The sequence below is a fragment of the Ciceribacter sp. L1K23 genome, assembly GCF_018122705.1.
GTDB lineage: Bacteria > Pseudomonadota > Alphaproteobacteria > Rhizobiales > Rhizobiaceae > Allorhizobium.
In genome coordinates this window covers 2,031,407-2,047,376 of sequence record NZ_JAGRRC010000001.1, presented here as the reverse complement: position 1 = coordinate 2,047,376, position 15,970 = coordinate 2,031,407, and the positions used below count along the sequence as shown (strand labels likewise).

The window sequence follows — 15,970 nt, the reverse complement described above, 5'->3', positions numbered from 1 at the left end:
GGGTTGAGCGTGACTTCGGTTCCAAGCTTATTCCAATCTGCGTTGAGAGAGTGTTAACCATGATTGCGGAGCGCGTATGGCACCGCTGATTTTTTTGCTCACGCATCCCTTCACGCCGGCCCGCTGGCCGGATGACTGCGAAGAAAAATCTGGCTATCGTCTCACCCGTTTCCGACCACAGAGAGAACCATGACGCAGCGTCTGAAGATTTTCGCCATCCTGGTGGCTTTCCTGTTCTGCGGCGCGGCCCGCGCCGAAACGGTGACATTCGCCTGCGAAGACGGATCGGAACTCATCGTGGCCTTCTCCGAGGAGAAGGCGAGCCTGACACTCGCGAGCGGCGAACAGGTTGAGCTGCCGCAGCAGGTCTCGGGCTCCGGCTTCTGGTACTCGAACGGCCGATATGAGCTGCGCGGCAAGGGCGACGAGGCGCAGTTCGCGATCGGTCGCATGGCTCCGATCACCTGTTCCGTTAAGGCATCATCCGGAGGACCGCTGGACCAGCCAAAAATGCAGGTGATACAGCTGCCGGCCGGTGAGACGGGTTACGACATGGCGGGTGAACTGCGCTGCTACGGCTATCAGGGGTTCTCGCTGAAGGAGCTGGATTTGGGAGAGAAGGGCGCGGCCGGCCTCTATATAGCGCCCGCCAATGCCGCCTGCGCACTCGACGGCAAGGACATGCGGATCCAGGACGACATGGCCGGCTATGTCCTTGGCGCCAGGGGACCGTTCGCTTTTTTCTCTGCCGCTGACGGCTGGAATGGTGGCCTTCTATTCGTGGTCTATGACACCCTATCCGCTTCGCGTCTGATGGACGACAGCTTTTCGGCTGTCGGATTGCAATCGGCTTCGGTCGCTGACGGAGTGCTGACCCTCCGTTACGATAGGACCTATTCGGCCGACTGCTCGCTGCTTGCAGAACCGGACGCATGCGGTGCAGCGATCCGGTCGGCGCTGAAGCTCCCGGCCGATGCCGTGCTTCCCGATTGCCGCCCCGGTTATCAGCCGGCGATCGACATGGATCCAGCCCAGAAGACCGCGATCGAGGCGTGGCCCAGCGTCATCGATTATCCCGTTGAAACGGTCGTGTCGGCGGGTGCCGAACCGAATGTTACGCCTCTCGCTGGCCCGATGGCTTGCCGCCCGTCAGCCTGAACTTAGGCCGGCCTCAATCCTCTTCGGCGTCGGCGCGCGCGGCCGTCTGGATGTCGTTCAGCAGGTCGGGGAGGGCGCTCTGCACACGGTTCCAGCTTGGCATGAACGGCGTGGCGTTCGGGTTCTCGAGGTAGACGTTACCGGCATCGATCAGGTTGGCGGCGAAGAGCTCGACGGCCTGCTCCTCGCGGTGCCGGTCCGTCGTCAACCCGTTCATGCGGGCGTCGTGGTAATAGGTCTCGACCAGATCCAGCGCCGTCCGGAAATAGGTGGCCTTCAGCGTCCGGAACGTGTCCTGACTGAAGACGACGCCATCAGTTGCGAGCTTCCTGAACAACGCCTTGGTAATGTCGATCGACATTCGCGACAGTCCCTTGGCCTGGTCTTCCGGCGAAACCGGTTGATGCTTGTGGTCATAGGCGTCGGCGATGTCGACTTGGCAGATCGCGTTGCTGGAATAGTTGCGCCAGAGTTCCGACAGCACGCCGATCTCCAGCCCCCAGTCGGACGGGATCCGGATGTCGGACAGGACGCGTGTCTGCATCGCGAACTCGCCGGCCAGCGGATAGCGGAAGGCCTTCAGGTAGTCGATGTAAGGATGATGCCCGATGACTCGTTCGAGGCTCAGAAGCAGCGGAGTCACCAGCAGGCGCGTCACGCGGCCGTTCAGCGTACGGTCCGCGATGCGCGGATAATATCCCTTGGAAAAGACGTAGGGGAACCTGGGGTTGGCCACCGGATAGACCAGTCTCGCCAGCATGTCTCGTGAATAGGTGACGATGTCGCAGTCGTGCAGCGCAACGACACCTTGAGCCCTCTGCGCCAGCACATAGCCCATGCAGAACCATACATTTCGTCCCTTGCCCGGCTGGTCCGGCGCGAGGTCCTCACCTGCCAGCTTGGCATCCACGTCCCGCATCCGGGGGCCGTCGTGCCAGAGGATGGTGTGTTTTTGCGGCAGCCGCGCAAAATAGCTTTTGGCATGGCGGAACTGGTCCCGGTCCGCCTGGTCGAGGCCGATGACGATTTCGGAGATGTAGGGAACTTGGGAAAGCTCGTCGAGAATGTTGCCGAGAGCCGGCGCTTCAAGCTCGGAGTAGAGCGATGGGAGGATGAGCGTTATCGGGTGAACCTGGGAGAACACCGCGAGTTCTTTTTCCATGCGCTCCACCGAGCGCTCACGAAGATTGTGCAGCGTCGCAACGACGCCGTTCTGGTGAAAGTCAGCCACCTATCATGCCCCTTCTAGCTGGTGCGCGATCGTCGCCGCGCGGACGTCACCCCGTAACGAGCTTCAAAATCATTTCGTTCCAACCGCTCGGCCCCGGAAGTGTCGAGCGGACAATAAAGCCTTTCCTTTCCCTCTCTGTGACGGGAAGGGGCGCGTGTGCCGGATTGGCGATGATCACCCCGGTGTCGGCAGCCTGCAGCATGGCGAGGTCGTTGGCTGCGTCACCCAGAGCAATCGTCGTGATCGCCGTCCCAGCCTCGTTGCCGTAGCGAGTGGCGATGTCCACCATTCGCTCGGCCTTCGAGGTTTTGGGCATGATGGTCAGAAACCGCCCGCCCTGCGTGGCCGTAAAGCCGGCATTATCCAGCCGCTCGAGAAAACCCGCTTTCTCGTCGGGTGTTCCGGAAAACAGTCCAGGTTCCGAGAACCGCCTTTGCCGTGCCCGCTCGGCGGCCTCGGTCGGCAGTCCCGTTCGCCGCGATACCTCGGCGGTGCTCCAGTCGCCGAACCCGGCAAACCGCCTGGAAAGGGCGGATGGCAGGGTCTCCAGAAAATTCCGGATGCGTGTATAGGTCTCGCGATCATCGCCGGACCCGTCACCGGTATGTGCCACACCGGCGCCGTTCTCCACAATCATCGGGAAACTGAGCCCCATCGCCGCAGCGATCGGACGCATCTCGGCCTCGGTCTTGCTGCTCGCGAGAACCAACGGAATATCAAGACGCGACAGGAGGTCGAGCGCTGGCATTGCCGGAGAGAAATCATAAGTCTCGTGGTCCAGCAGCGTCCCGTCGAGGTCCGAGAAGACGACGATCATGTCGCCGTCTTCTGGAGATACTGTCGGGTAGCGTAAAGCGCGATCGCAGCAGCGTTCGACACGTTGAGCGACTTGATCGCACCCGGCATGTCGAGTCGGGCAAGCGCATTCACCGTTTCTCTGGTTTTCTGTCGCAACCCCTTGCCTTCGGATCCGAGCACCAATGCGACCCGGTCGCCGGTCAGCGTCTCCTCCATGGGCGCCGGCCCTTCCGAGTCGAGGCCGACCGAGAAGAAGCCCAGTCCATGCAGCTCGCCAAGTGCATCCGAGAGGTTGGTCACCTGGATATAGGGAATGAGTTCGAGCGCGCCGGACGCGGATTTCGCCAGCACGCCTGATTCGGTTGGGCTGTGTCTTTGCGTGGTTATGACGGCACCGGCTCCAAAGGCCACCGCTGAACGCATGATCGCCCCGACATTGTGGGGGTCGGTGACCTGGTCGAGCACAAGAATGAGCGGGCTTTCCTTCAGGGCCTCAAGGCGCCGAACCGGAAGCGGCCGCGTCTCGAGCATGACGCCCTGGTGGATCGCTTCGGGTCCGAGCACCTTGTCGATGTCCTGCGGCGATACAATCTCGACGGGGTAGGGAAGGTCACCGCTCTCGCCGATCTCCAGCCTGGCCATCGCGTTCTGCGTCACCGATAGTTTGATAACTTTGCGGGCGGGGTTGTCGAGCGCGGCGCGCACGGTGTGCAGCCCGTAGAGATAGACCTGTTCCGGCGCTAGCTTCGGCGGCGTCCAGTTGGAGCCGGCCGCGGATTTGCGCTTTTGCGGCGGCGTCGGAATTTCGCCACGCTCTCGCTTGGAGTCCCGTACCTGCCGGCGCAGTGTTGCGTAATGTGTGTCTCGGGCGGATTTGTCGTTTTTCGGGTCTTTGGCCATGCCGCCTTATACCGCCCGCCAATCCGTGGGGATAGAGCCGATGCGATGGTCCGCTAAAATCCTCCCGACGAAAAAATTGAAGCTTTCCGACTTGATCGTGTTGACATGGGCGGAGAGGGCCGTCATATACCCGCCGCAGATCGAAGGGGCCCGGCCCTGACGGTCACGACTGACAAGCTTGGTCGCTTGATCCGGACGAAAGAATGGAGAGATGCCCGAGTGGTTAAAGGGGACGGACTGTAAATCCGTTGGCTTCGCCTACGTTGGTTCAAATCCAACTCTCTCCACCATTCGTTCTCGGATCGAACACCGCGGGTATAGCTCAATGGTAGAGCAGCAGCCTTCCAAGCTGAATACGCGGGTTCGATTCCCGCTACCCGCTCCACTATCTCCTTTGATTTCACTTTAAAAACCCGTCGTGGATACCTATGTGACGGTATCCGGGACGATCTGGCTGGTGGCTGCATTTCGTGCATGGACCGCCCACCGGACCGGCTCCGCAAATAGGTCTTGCGCAATCGGTACGAAAGCCTTAAACGGCGGGACCAAACCGGTTCGCCGGGTCAACCTCTTTTCGATCAGTAGGAAGCATTCAAATGGCAAAGAGTAAGTTTGAGCGCAACAAGCCTCACGTTAACATTGGCACGATCGGCCACGTTGACCATGGCAAGACGTCGCTGACGGCGGCGATCACGAAGTACTTCGGCGAGTTCAAGGCGTACGACCAGATCGACGCTGCACCGGAAGAAAAGGCGCGCGGCATCACGATTTCGACGGCACACGTCGAGTACGAGACGCCGAACCGTCACTATGCGCACGTCGACTGCCCCGGCCACGCCGACTACGTCAAGAACATGATCACCGGTGCTGCCCAGATGGACGGCGCGATCCTGGTTTGCTCGGCCGCCGACGGCCCGATGCCGCAGACCCGCGAGCACATCCTGCTCGCCCGTCAGGTTGGCGTTCCCGCGATTGTGGTGTTCCTCAACAAGGTCGACCAGGTTGACGACGCCGAGCTTCTCGAGCTCGTCGAACTGGAAGTTCGCGAACTTCTGTCGTCCTACGACTTCCCGGGCGACGACATCCCGGTCATCAAGGGTTCGGCGCTTGCTGCTCTTGAAGACAGCGACAAGAAGATCGGTGAAGACGCGATCCGCGAGCTGATGGCCGCCGTCGACGCCTACATCCCGACGCCTGAGCGTCCGATCGACCAGCCGTTCCTGATGCCGATCGAAGACGTGTTCTCGATCTCGGGCCGTGGTACGGTTGTGACCGGTCGCGTCGAGCGCGGTATCGTCAAGGTCGGTGAGGAAATCGAAATCGTCGGCATCCGTCCGACGACGAAGACGACCTGCACGGGCGTTGAAATGTTCCGCAAGCTGCTCGACCAGGGCCAGGCTGGCGACAACATCGGCGCGCTGCTTCGCGGTGTCGACCGTAACGGCGTCGAGCGTGGTCAGATCCTGTGCAAGCCGGGTTCGGTCAAGCCGCACAAGAAGTTCATGGCAGAAGCCTACATCCTGACGAAGGAAGAGGGCGGCCGTCATACGCCGTTCTTCACGAACTACCGTCCGCAGTTCTACTTCCGCACGACGGACGTGACGGGCATCGTGACGCTTCCGGAAGGCACGGAAATGGTTATGCCTGGCGACAACGTGACCGTTGCCGTTGAGCTGATCGTTCCGATCGCGATGGAAGAAAAGCTGCGCTTCGCGATCCGCGAAGGCGGCCGCACCGTCGGCGCCGGCATCGTCGCTTCGATTATTGAATAAATAATCGAGCGAAGAGGCCGAAAGCTGCCGACGCCTTCAAGCAGTGCAAATGGCGCGCAAGCGCGATTTGCACCCGGCGCCGGCATCGTCGCTTCGATCATCGAGTAAGTATTTCCCTTAAGGGATCGCGAAAGCCCCGCCGGCGACGGCGGGGCTTTTTTGTTTGCGGTCTCAGATGTTTTCGACGCTTTTGCCACACCTCGCATGACAACATGCTGCGGTGCGAAATTTAGCAATGGTCAAATGACGCGGAAGGGTTATACTCGAACGCATTGATCCGCCGCATCGGGTTCTCCCGAATGCATGTTCGGCAGTTTGAAAACGGTTTCCGATATGGCTGTTATGATGAGAGCGACAAGGGTCGCGCTCTGCGGCATATCTTTGTTTGTCGCCCAAACTTTTTCCGCAATGGCCGACGAGGGGCTGCTCATCTGGGGCGCCTCGAAAGGCGGCGAAAATGCCGCGAACTTCAGGGCCGGTTTCGTCGTTCCTGTTCGCTACGATCCGACGGTTGTGGCGATGACGACCCTGTCGGGTAACGAGGACGGCGCCTTCGATCCCGCATCCGTACCCTTGATCCTCACCGCGTCTCTTCGACTTACCAGCGCTCGTGCGCTGGAATACGGACGGCTTTCCCGTCTGGAGATGCGCGTCGATGCGCGCGCGGAGGCTGGAGAACTGAAACTCGAACAGAAGCGAACGTGGCTAACGGGAACGACGTACGAAGTTCGAGGCACCCGCGTTGTGCGCTTTACGGCGTCCGCCGTTGAAGCTGCTGGCGTGCAGGCAAGTCAGATGGTCGAACTCGACCTCGAGCGATTTCGCACGACATTGTCGACGACGGCCCGCTATGACATCGCCTCGAGCGGCCCCGAAACGTCTCTTCGTCTCAGTCGTGGTTTCGGCGACGCACTGACTGTGGGTCTTTCTGTCTCCGAACCGCTGCGGCACGTCCGTCCCTCGCTCGATGCCCGCTATACCCGCTCCTGGTGATGGGAACCACGCGGCGCCGTTTGCCGCATGTGGTAAAGACACCATTCAATCTGCTATCCACGGAAACTCGATGATTACGATGCGCCCGGCCTTCTCCGCGAACGGCCGTGCCGAAGGGAGGATATAGGTGATGACCAAACGCGTTCTTTTTACCGGGGGCTCCGGCAAGGCCGGGCGTCATGCGGTCGCATGGCTTCTTAACGCCGGCTACCAGGTGCACAATATCGACCTCGTGCCGCTCGATCTGCCGGGCGTCACCAATCTCACGGTCGACATCACCGATTCGGGTCAGGTCTTTAACGCGCTCTCTATGCACACGGACTTTGCCGACCTGGAACACGGCAAGGGTGTTCAGCCGTTCGACGCGGTCGTGCATTTCGCGGCCGTTCCGCGCATTCTCATCCGGCCCGACAACGTCACCTTCCAGGCCAATGTGATGGGCACCTACAACGTCATCGAGGCGGCCGTGAAACTCGGAATCCGCAAGATCGTCATTGCCTCCAGCGAGACGACCTACGGCATCTGCTTCGCGGAAGGCCATCGCGATCCGCACTCTCTTCCCTTCGATGAAGACTACGATGTCAACCCGATGGACAGCTACGGCCTCTCCAAGGTCGTCAACGAAAAGACGGCGCGCGCCTTTGCCGAGCGAACCGGCGCCGACATCTATGCGCTGCGAATCGGCAATGTCATCGAGCCGCACGAATATGACCGGTTCCCTGATTTCGTCGCTCGCCCCGAGACCCGTCTGCGCAATGCCTGGTGCTACATCGACGCCCGCGATCTCGGCCAGATCGTCCATCTGTGCCTTGAGAAGAGCGGCCTCGGCTACCAGGTCTTCAACGCCACGAACGACACCGTCACCGCCGATGTCACGACCCGCGCACTGGCCGAGCGCTTCTTCCCCGGTGTTCCCTTTCACCGGGATGTGGAGGGCGACGAGGCGCTGATTTCCAATCGCAAGATCCGTGAGGTCCTTGGTTTCAGGGAAGAGCATAACTGGCGGAAATATGTGAATGTTTGAGGCGAGGGCGGTTTGGCCGCCTTTGACCCCGGAGGGCTGCAAGAAAATTCCCTGCAGGAAGTCGAATAGGCTTGTCATCCTCTTTTAAACTGAATAATAACGCGCACGTTCTCGTCCCTTGGGCGAGACGGTTAGGGGTATAGCTCAGTTGGTAGAGCGGCGGTCTCCAAAACCGCAGGTCGGGGGTTCGAGCCCCTCTGCCCCTGCCATTTCTCCTTCTGGCGCGCAGGTCGCGACGGCAGGAGGAAAAGTTGGCTTTCGTACAATTCCCTCTTGTGGAAGCGGACGAGGGTCGTTATGTAGACCCAAAACAGACACGCGGTGCGTGGGGCTGAGTACGTCGGCTTTACGCGCCGTATATGCGTGAGCAAATACAAGATGGCATCCAAGGCAAATCCATTCGCGTTTCTGCAGCAGGTTCGCTCCGAGACGTCGAAAGTAACGTGGCCCTCGCGCCGCGAGACGATGATCTCGACGGCTATGGTTCTCGCCATGGTGATTTTTGCCGCGCTGTTCTTCTTTGCTGCCGACCAGCTGATTGGCTGGCTCATCAGCTTCGTGCTGAGTGTTGGCAACTAATCTGCGGAGATAGACATGGCGGCACGTTGGTACATCGTCCACGCGTATTCGAATTTCGAGAAGAAGGTCGCGGAGGATATCGAGAACAAGGCTCGGCAGAAGGGTCTGACCCATCTGTTCGAAAAGATTCTCGTTCCGACCGAAAAGGTGGTTGAAGTGCGGCGCGGCCGCAAGGTCGACAGCGAACGCAAGTTCTTCCCCGGCTATGTGCTGGTGCGGGCGAACCTGACGGATGAGGCCTATCACCTGATCAAGAATACCCCGAAGGTCACCGGCTTCCTCGGTTCCGACAATAAGCCGGTTCCGATTCCGGATTTCGAGGCTGAGCGCATTCTGGGCCAGGTCCAGGAAGGTGTGGAGCGTCCGAAGTCGTCGGTATCTTTCGAAATCGGCGAGCAGGTTCGCGTCTCCGACGGTCCTTTCGCCTCGTTCAACGGTGTTGTCCAGGATGTGGACGAAGAGCGCTCGCGTCTCAAGGTCGAGGTTTCGATCTTCGGTCGCGCGACCCCGGTCGAGTTGGAATACGGTCAGGTCGAAAAGGTCTGATCGGTGAGGGGAGGGAAACCTCCCGAACCGCGTGGGAGGAAGGTGGCCTGAAGCCGGGTCGCTGGACCGTACCACGCAACCGCAGCCGCCAGCTGACGCTGGCATAATGGGCCGGGCAACCGGTCTGAAGTGAAAGGCAGAGAAATGGCTAAGAAAATTGCAGGCCAGCTCAAGCTGCAGGTCAAGGCAGGATCGGCAAACCCGTCCCCGCCGATCGGTCCTGCGCTCGGTCAGCGTGGCATCAACATCATGGAATTCTGCAAGGCGTTCAACGCCGCAACGCAGGAAATGGAAAAGGGTATGCCGATCCCGGTCGTCATTACCTACTACCAGGACAAGTCCTTCACCTTCATCATGAAGCAGCCTCCGGTCAGCTACTGGCTGAAGAAGGAAGCGAAGATCACCTCGGGTTCGAAGACCCCCGGCAAGGGCGCCAAGGCCGGCACCCTGACCAAGGCTCAGGTCAAGTCGATCGCCGAAGCCAAGATGAAGGATTTGAACGCCGCCGACATCGAAGGCGCAATGGCCATGATCGAGGGCTCCGCCCGCGCCATGGGCCTGGAAGTGGTAGGTTGATCATGGCTAAGCTCGCAAAGCGTCTTCAGAAGATCCGCGAAGGTGTCGACCCGACCAAGCTGGTTGGTCTTTCCGACGCGATCAAGGCCGTCAAGGAACGCGCCACCGCCAAGTTCGATGAAACCATCGAAATCGCGATGAATCTCGGCGTCGACCCGCGCCACGCTGACCAGATGGTCCGCGGCGTCGTCAACCTGCCGAACGGCACCGGTCGTGACGTTCGCGTCGCGGTCTTCGCTCGTGGCGCCAAGGCTGACGAAGCCAAGGCCGCTGGTGCCGACATCGTCGGTGCCGAAGAGCTGGTCGAGATCGTCCAGGGCGGCAAGATCGATTTCGATCGTTGCATTGCCACCCCGGACATGATGCCGCTCGTCGGTCGCCTAGGTAAGGTTCTTGGCCCCCGTGGCATGATGCCGAACCCGAAGGTCGGTACGGTTACGATGGACGTCACGGGTGCCGTCAAGGCTTCCAAGGGCGGCGCCGTCGAGTTCCGCGTCGAGAAGGCCGGTATCGTACACGCCGGTATCGGCAAGGCTTCCTTCGACGCCAAGGCGCTCGAAGAAAACATCAAAGCCTTTGCTGACGCTGTCATCAAGGCAAAGCCGACCGGTGCGAAGGGCAACTACGTCAAGCGCGTCGCCATTTCGTCGACCATGGGCGTCGGCGTGAAGGTCGACCCGTCGTCGGTCACGGCCTGATTTATTGCCGGGCGTCGGCCCGGTTGAAAGAATTCCCGGTCCTTCGGGGCCGGGAATGTCCGGTTTAAAACCCGGGCACTCCTGTCCGAGATTGCAGGTGGCCTACGGCCTTAATTCTTCCTGCATGAGACGGGTAAGAACGAATTTTGAAACGTCTGACGACGTGTTGATGTTCGGTTCGAGCCTTGTGTGCCTTGTGCCTGGTGCTTCGGTTCCAGAGCGAGGGGACAGGATCCTCAAGCGCCGCTTGGGATCTGACGTTGAGTTGATCCCTTGGGGCAAAAGGCAACCCGACAGGGCCAGGAGTTGGTCCTGTCAACTGGAGACAGACAGTGGAAAGAGCGGAAAAACGCGAATTCGTCACGGAGCTGAACGAAGTCTTTAAGGCTTCCGGTTCGGTTGTCGTGGCCCACTATGCTGGTGTCACAGTTGCGCAAATGAACGACTTCCGTTCGAAGATGCGCGCTGCTGGCGGCACCGTCAAAGTCGCGAAGAACCGTCTGGCCAAGATCGCTCTTCAGGGCACGGAGTCGGAAGGGATGTCGAATCTCTTCAAGGGCCAGACGCTGATTGCATACAGCGACGACCCGATCACGGCTCCCAAGGTCGTCATGGATTTCGCCAAGACCAACGACAAGATCGTTGTTCTCGGTGGTGCCATGGGCGCGACCACGCTGAACGCGGAAGCAGTCAAGTCGCTTGCGACCCTGCCTTCGCTGGACGAACTGCGTGCAAAGCTGCTGGGTATGATTCAGACCCCGGCAACCCGCATTGCAGGTGTCGTACAGGCGCCGGCTGGACAGCTGGCACGCGTTTTTGCGGCCTACGCAAAGAAGGACGAAGCCGCTTGAGGCGGTTTTTCGCTGTAACAACAAACCAGTTCGAACCGAACACGATAAGGAACTATCAAAATGGCTGATCTCGCTAAGATCGTAGAAGACCTCTCCTCGCTGACCGTCCTGGAAGCTGCTGAGCTGTCCAAGATGCTCGAAGAAAAGTGGGGCGTTTCCGCTGCTGCTCCGGTAGCTGTTGCTGCCGTTGCCGGTGGCGCTGGTGGCGCTGCTGCTGCTGCTGAAGAAGAAAAGACCGAATTCGACGTCATCCTCGTCGACGCCGGTGCAAACAAGATCAACGTCATCAAGGAAGTCCGCGGCATCACCGGCCTCGGCCTCAAGGAAGCCAAGGACCTCGTCGAAGGCGCTCCGAAGGCTGTCAAGGAAGGCGTATCCAAGGGCGAAGCTGCTGACCTCAAGAAGAAGCTTGAGGAAGCCGGCGCCAAGGTCGACGTCAAGTAATATCGGAATACGGCCGGGAGCGGATTTTGGTCCGCTCCCGACCTTCATTCCTCTGAAAGTCATTACCCAAAAGCCGGTGAAACGGCTTTTGGGTAATGGGTTCTTCAAGAGGATGGTCCTTCTTGCAGGCTCCCGACAATCCGGTCGGCCGCCCGCAACGACAGGACGAGATTGAACGATCCATGATCGACGGAGCCGCCTGGCCAGCGCGTTCCGTCCGTTGCAGGCCCGGTTGCAAATTACAAGGAGCGACGATGGCTCAGACCCTTTCGTTTAATGGTCGCAGGCGCGTACGCAAGTTTTTCGGAAAAATCCCAGAAGTAGCAGAGATGCCGAACCTCATCGAGGTTCAGAAGGCATCCTATGATCAGTTCCTCATGGTTGACGAGCCGAAGGGTGGCCGTCCCGACGAGGGGTTGAACGCGGTATTCAAGTCCGTCTTCCCGATCACCGACTTCTCCGGTGCGTCGATGCTGGAATTCGTCTCCTACGAATTCGAGCCGCCGAAGTTTGACGTCGACGAATGCCGCCAGCGCGACCTGACCTACGCGGCGCCGCTGAAGGTGACGCTGCGCCTCATCGTGTTCGATATTGACGAGGATACAGGCGCCCGCTCGATCAAGGACATCAAGGAACAGTCGGTCTACATGGGCGACATGCCGCTGATGACCAACAACGGTACCTTCATCGTCAACGGCACCGAACGCGTGATCGTTTCGCAGATGCACCGTTCGCCGGGCGTTTTCTTCGACCACGACAAGGGCAAGTCCCATTCTTCGGGCAAGCTGCTGTTTGCCGCCCGCGTGATCCCGTATCGCGGTTCCTGGCTCGACATCGAGTTCGACGCCAAGGATATCGTCCACGCCCGCATCGACCGCCGCCGCAAGATCCCGGTGACGTCGCTGCTGATGGCCCTCGGCATGGACGGCGAGGAAATCCTGTCGACCTTCTATTCGAAGTCGATCTATCAGCGTGACGGCGACGGCTGGCGCATTCCCTTCAATCCGGAAACGTTGAAGGGCAGCAAGGCCATTTCGGACATGATCGACGCCGATTCCGGCGAAGTGGTAGTCGAATCCGGCAAGAAGCTCACTCCGCGCCTTCTGCGTCAGCTTTCCGAGAAGGGCCTCAAGGCTCTGAAGGCATCTGACGAAGATCTCTACGGCAACTACCTCGCCGAAGACGTCGTCAACATGTCGACGGGTGAGATCTACATGGAAGCCGGCGACGAGATCGACGAGAAGTCGCTTCCCGCGCTCTTGGAAGCCGGTATCGACGAGCTTCCGGTTCTCGGCATCGACCACATCAACGTCGGCGCCTACATCCGCAATACGCTCGCCGCCGACAAGAACGAGAACCGTCAGGACGCTCTGTTTGATATCTACCGCGTCATGCGTCCGGGTGAGCCGCCGACCATGGAATCGGCCGAGGCCATGTTCCAGTCGCTGTTCTTCGACGCCGAGCGCTACGACCTGTCGGCCGTCGGTCGCGTCAAGATGAACATGCGCCTTGACCTCGACGCAGAGGACACGGTCCGCACGCTGCGCAAGGACGATATCCTGGCAGTGGTCAAGATGCTTGTCGAGCTTCGTGACGGCAAGGGCGAGATCGACGACATCGACAACCTCGGCAACCGTCGCGTTCGCTCCGTCGGCGAACTGATGGAAAACCAGTACCGTCTCGGCCTGCTCCGCATGGAGCGCGCGATCAAGGAGCGCATGTCGTCGATCGAAATCGACACCGTCATGCCGCAGGACCTGATCAACGCCAAGCCGGCTGCTGCCGCCGTTCGCGAATTCTTCGGCTCCTCGCAGCTGTCGCAGTTCATGGACCAGGTGAACCCGCTCTCGGAAATCACCCACAAGCGCCGTCTTTCGGCTCTTGGCCCGGGCGGTCTGACCCGCGAGCGCGCAGGCTTCGAAGTCCGCGACGTTCACCCGACCCACTACGGCCGTATCTGCCCGATCGAGACGCCGGAAGGCCCGAACATCGGTCTGATCAACTCGCTCGCCACCTTCGCCCGCGTCAACAAGTACGGCTTCATCGAAAGCCCGTACCGCAAGATCGTGGACGGCAAGGTCACGACCGACGTGATCTATCTCTCGGCGATGGAAGAGGCGAAGTACTACGTCGCCCAGGCCAATGCCGAGCTGAGCAGCAGCGGCGAATTCGTGGAAGAGTTCGTGGTCTGCCGTCACGCCGGTGACGTTATGCTTGCCCCGCGCGAAACCATCAACCTGATGGACGTTTCGCCGAAGCAGGTCGTCTCGGTCGCCGCGGCTTTGATCCCGTTCCTCGAAAACGACGACGCCAACCGCGCTCTGATGGGCTCGAACATGCAGCGTCAGGCCGTTCCTCTGGTTCGCGCCGAAGCTCCGTTCGTCGGCACCGGCATGGAGCCGGTCGTTGCCCGTGACTCCGGCGCTGCCATCGCGGCCCGTCGTGGCGGCGTGGTCGACCAGGTCGATGCGACCCGTATCGTTATCCGCGCCACGGAAGATCTCGATCCCTCCAAGTCGGGTGTCGACATCTACCGGCTGATGAAGTTCCAGCGTTCGAACCAGAACACCTGCATCAACCAGCGCCCGCTGGTGACGGTCGGTGACGTTCTGAACAAGGGCGACATCATCGCTGACGGTCCGTCGACGGACCTCGGTGATCTGGCTCTCGGCCGCAACGCGCTCGTCGCGTTCATGCCGTGGAACGGTTACAACTACGAAGACTCGATCCTGCTTTCCGAGCGCATCGTGTCCGACGACGTCTTCACCTCGATCCACATCGAGGAATTCGAAGTCATGGCTCGCGACACCAAGCTCGGCCCGGAAGAAATCACGCGCGACATTCCGAACGTTTCGGAAGAAGCGCTGAAGAATCTGGACGAAGCCGGTATCGTCTACATCGGTGCGGAAGTTCAGCCGGGCGACATCCTGGTCGGCAAGATCACCCCGAAGGGCGAAAGCCCGATGACGCCGGAAGAAAAGCTTCTGCGCGCCATCTTCGGTGAAAAGGCCTCCGACGTCCGCGACACCTCGATGCGCATGCCTCCGGGCACCTTCGGCACCGTCGTCGAAGTTCGCGTCTTCAATCGCCACGGCGTTGAGAAGGACGAACGTGCGATGGCGATCGAGCGCGAGGAAATCGAACGTCTCGCCAAGGACCGCGACGACGAGCAGGCCATCCTCGACCGTAACGTCTACGGCCGTCTGATGGACATGCTGCGCGGCCAGGTATCGATCGCAGGCCCGAAGGGTTTCAAGAAGGGCGTCACGCTCTCCAACGAGGTCGTTTCGGAGTACCCGCGTTCGCAGTGGTGGATGTTCGCTGTCGAGGACGAGAAGGTTCAGTCGGAGCTGGAAGCCCTGCGCGGCCAGTACGACGAGTCGAAGTCGCGTCTCGAACAGCGCTTCATGGACAAGGTCGAAAAGGTCCAGCGCGGCGACGAAATGCCTCCGGGCGTCATGAAGATGGTCAAGGTCTTCGTCGCTGTGAAGCGCAAGATCCAGCCGGGCGACAAGATGGCCGGCCGTCACGGCAACAAGGGTGTGGTTTCTCGCATCCTGCCGATCGAGGACATGCCGTTCCTCGAAGACGGTACCCATGTTGACGTGGTGCTGAACCCGCTCGGCGTGCCGTCGCGCATGAACGTCGGCCAGATCCTCGAGACCCATCTCGCCTGGGCTTGCGCCGGAATGGGCAAGCGCATCGGCCAGATGCTCGAGGAGTACAAGGCTTCGAACGATATCAAGCCGCTCCGTGCGGAGATCGAGGACATCTACTCCTCGGGCACCAATCCGGAGCAGGTCGAGAAGTTCGATGACGAGTCGATCGTGCGTCTTGCCGACGAAGCCAAGCGTGGCGTGTCGATCGCCACCCCGGTCTTCGATGGTGCGCACGAGCCGGATGTCGCCTCGATGCTGACGCGTGCGGGTCTCGATCCGTCGGGCCAGTCCGTCCTCTATGACGGCCGTACCGGCGAACCGTTCGACCGCAAGGTGACCGTGGGCTACATGTACATGATCAAGCTCAACCACCTCGTCGACGACAAGATCCACGCGCGTTCGATCGGTCCGTACTCTCTCGTCACCCAGCAGCCGCTCGGTGGTAAGGCGCAGTTCGGCGGTCAGCGCTTCGGGGAAATGGAAGTCTGGGCTCTCGAGGCTTACGGCGCAGCCTACACGCTGCAGGAAATGCTCACGGTCAAGTCGGACGACGTGGCCGGCCGCACCAAGGTCTACGAAGCGATCGTCCGTGGCGACGACACCTTCGAGGCGGGCATTCCGGAAAGCTTCAACGTTCTCGTCAAGGAAATGCGCTCGCTCGGTCTCAGCGTCGAACTGGAGAATTCCAAGCTCGACGCCGCAGGCGAGACGAGCCTGCCGGACGCGGCGGAGTGACGTTTT

General features: G+C 60.3%; 14 protein-coding genes and 3 tRNA genes. 14 read left to right on the top strand and 3 right to left on the bottom strand.

From position 1 onward, the window contains the following. Positions 1-189 precede the first annotated feature (189 nt). Positions 190-1,158, top strand: coding sequence for an MliC family protein (locus tag J5J10_RS09670; RefSeq protein WP_211929718.1), 969 nt, complete (start codon positions 190-192; stop codon positions 1,156-1,158). A 13-nt stretch (positions 1,159-1,171) separates the two neighbouring features. Here the strand turns inward: J5J10_RS09670 and J5J10_RS09665 are convergent, their stop codons facing one another. Genes J5J10_RS09665 through rlmB form a run of 3 tightly spaced genes read right to left on the bottom strand, consistent with a single transcriptional unit; the run spans position 1,172 to position 4,087 of the window. Then, entirely contained in the window at positions 1,172-2,389 is a 1,218-nt protein-coding gene (locus J5J10_RS09665; RefSeq protein WP_211929717.1) for a glycosyl transferase, read from the bottom strand. Between the two features lie 46 nt (positions 2,390-2,435). Continuing rightward, positions 2,436-3,206, bottom strand: a complete 771-nt coding sequence (locus J5J10_RS09660) for an HAD-IIB family hydrolase (RefSeq protein WP_211929716.1) — start codon at positions 3,204-3,206, stop codon at positions 2,436-2,438. Further along, positions 3,203-4,087, bottom strand: coding sequence for a 23S rRNA (guanosine(2251)-2'-O)-methyltransferase RlmB (gene rlmB, locus J5J10_RS09655; protein ID WP_208549324.1), 885 nt, complete (start codon positions 4,085-4,087; stop codon positions 3,203-3,205). Before rlmB ends, J5J10_RS09660 begins: the two co-directional genes overlap by 4 nt. 205 nt (positions 4,088-4,292) lie before the next feature. On the opposite strand from rlmB, the gene J5J10_RS09650 reads away from it, so the two are divergent. From J5J10_RS09650 to rpoB, 13 genes are all read left to right on the top strand, one after another. Beyond that, positions 4,293-4,377: transfer RNA gene (locus J5J10_RS09650), tRNA-Tyr, on the top strand. A gap of 21 nt (positions 4,378-4,398) precedes the next feature. Then, positions 4,399-4,472, top strand: a tRNA-Gly gene (locus J5J10_RS09645). Between the two features lie 211 nt (positions 4,473-4,683). Next, entirely contained in the window at positions 4,684-5,859 is a 1,176-nt protein-coding gene (tuf, locus tag J5J10_RS09640) for an elongation factor Tu (RefSeq protein ID WP_208549325.1), read from the top strand. Between the two features lie 342 nt (positions 5,860-6,201). Next, complete coding sequence (locus tag J5J10_RS09635; protein ID WP_211929715.1) at positions 6,202-6,852, top strand: hypothetical protein; 651 nt, start codon at positions 6,202-6,204, stop codon at positions 6,850-6,852. A 130-nt stretch (positions 6,853-6,982) separates the two neighbouring features. Continuing rightward, positions 6,983-7,876, top strand: coding sequence for an NAD(P)-dependent oxidoreductase (locus J5J10_RS09630; protein ID WP_211929714.1), 894 nt, complete (start codon positions 6,983-6,985; stop codon positions 7,874-7,876). 133 nt (positions 7,877-8,009) lie between these two features. Then, a tRNA-Trp gene (locus tag J5J10_RS09625) sits at positions 8,010-8,085 on the top strand. 169 nt (positions 8,086-8,254) lie between these two features. Beyond that, on the top strand, positions 8,255-8,455 hold the full coding sequence (secE, locus tag J5J10_RS09620) for a preprotein translocase subunit SecE (protein ID WP_208549328.1): 201 nt from the start codon (positions 8,255-8,257) through the stop codon (positions 8,453-8,455). Positions 8,456-8,470: 15 nt separating this feature from the next. Beyond that, the gene (gene nusG / locus J5J10_RS09615; protein ID WP_208549329.1) at positions 8,471-9,001 is read left to right on the top strand and encodes a transcription termination/antitermination protein NusG; all 531 of its coding nucleotides are present in this window, start codon (positions 8,471-8,473) and stop codon (positions 8,999-9,001) included. Between the two features lie 144 nt (positions 9,002-9,145). Beyond that, a complete protein-coding gene (gene rplK, locus J5J10_RS09610) occupies positions 9,146-9,577 on the top strand; it encodes a 50S ribosomal protein L11 (protein WP_208549330.1) in 432 nt (143 codons plus the stop codon). Between the two features lie 2 nt (positions 9,578-9,579). Beyond that, a complete protein-coding gene (gene rplA / locus J5J10_RS09605) occupies positions 9,580-10,275 on the top strand; it encodes a 50S ribosomal protein L1 (protein ID WP_208549333.1) in 696 nt (231 codons plus the stop codon). Positions 10,276-10,607: 332 nt separating this feature from the next. Beyond that, positions 10,608-11,126, top strand: a complete 519-nt coding sequence (gene rplJ / locus J5J10_RS09600; RefSeq protein ID WP_208549337.1) for a 50S ribosomal protein L10 — start codon at positions 10,608-10,610, stop codon at positions 11,124-11,126. A gap of 60 nt (positions 11,127-11,186) precedes the next feature. Continuing rightward, positions 11,187-11,570: a 50S ribosomal protein L7/L12 gene (gene rplL / locus J5J10_RS09595; RefSeq protein ID WP_208549340.1), complete on the top strand. Its 384-nt coding sequence runs from the start codon at positions 11,187-11,189 to the stop codon at positions 11,568-11,570. 254 nt (positions 11,571-11,824) lie between these two features. Then, a complete protein-coding gene (gene rpoB / locus J5J10_RS09590; protein ID WP_208549344.1) occupies positions 11,825-15,964 on the top strand; it encodes a DNA-directed RNA polymerase subunit beta in 4,140 nt (1,379 codons plus the stop codon). The last annotated feature ends 6 nt before the right edge of the window (positions 15,965-15,970 follow it).

Excerpts from the sequence above, each read along its gene's own strand:
- J5J10_RS09635 (WP_211929715.1), top strand. The coding sequence starts at position 6,202 with ATGATGAGAGCGACAAGGGTCGCGCTCTGCGGCATATCTTTGTTTGTC.
- rplK (WP_208549330.1), top strand. The coding sequence starts at position 9,146 with ATGGCTAAGAAAATTGCAGGCCAGCTCAAGCTGCAGGTCAAGGCAGGA.
- J5J10_RS09660 (WP_211929716.1), bottom strand. The coding sequence starts at position 3,206 with ATGATCGTCGTCTTCTCGGACCTCGACGGGACGCTGCTGGACCACGAG.
- J5J10_RS09630 (WP_211929714.1), top strand. The coding sequence starts at position 6,983 with ATGACCAAACGCGTTCTTTTTACCGGGGGCTCCGGCAAGGCCGGGCGT.
- rlmB (WP_208549324.1), bottom strand. The coding sequence starts at position 4,087 with ATGGCCAAAGACCCGAAAAACGACAAATCCGCCCGAGACACACATTAC.
- tuf (WP_208549325.1), top strand. The coding sequence starts at position 4,684 with ATGGCAAAGAGTAAGTTTGAGCGCAACAAGCCTCACGTTAACATTGGC.
- rplL (WP_208549340.1), top strand. The coding sequence starts at position 11,187 with ATGGCTGATCTCGCTAAGATCGTAGAAGACCTCTCCTCGCTGACCGTC.
- nusG (WP_208549329.1), top strand. The coding sequence starts at position 8,471 with ATGGCGGCACGTTGGTACATCGTCCACGCGTATTCGAATTTCGAGAAG.
- secE (WP_208549328.1), top strand. The coding sequence starts at position 8,255 with ATGGCATCCAAGGCAAATCCATTCGCGTTTCTGCAGCAGGTTCGCTCC.
- rpoB (WP_208549344.1), top strand. The coding sequence starts at position 11,825 with ATGGCTCAGACCCTTTCGTTTAATGGTCGCAGGCGCGTACGCAAGTTT.
- J5J10_RS09670 (WP_211929718.1), top strand. The coding sequence starts at position 190 with ATGACGCAGCGTCTGAAGATTTTCGCCATCCTGGTGGCTTTCCTGTTC.
- rplA (WP_208549333.1), top strand. The coding sequence starts at position 9,580 with ATGGCTAAGCTCGCAAAGCGTCTTCAGAAGATCCGCGAAGGTGTCGAC.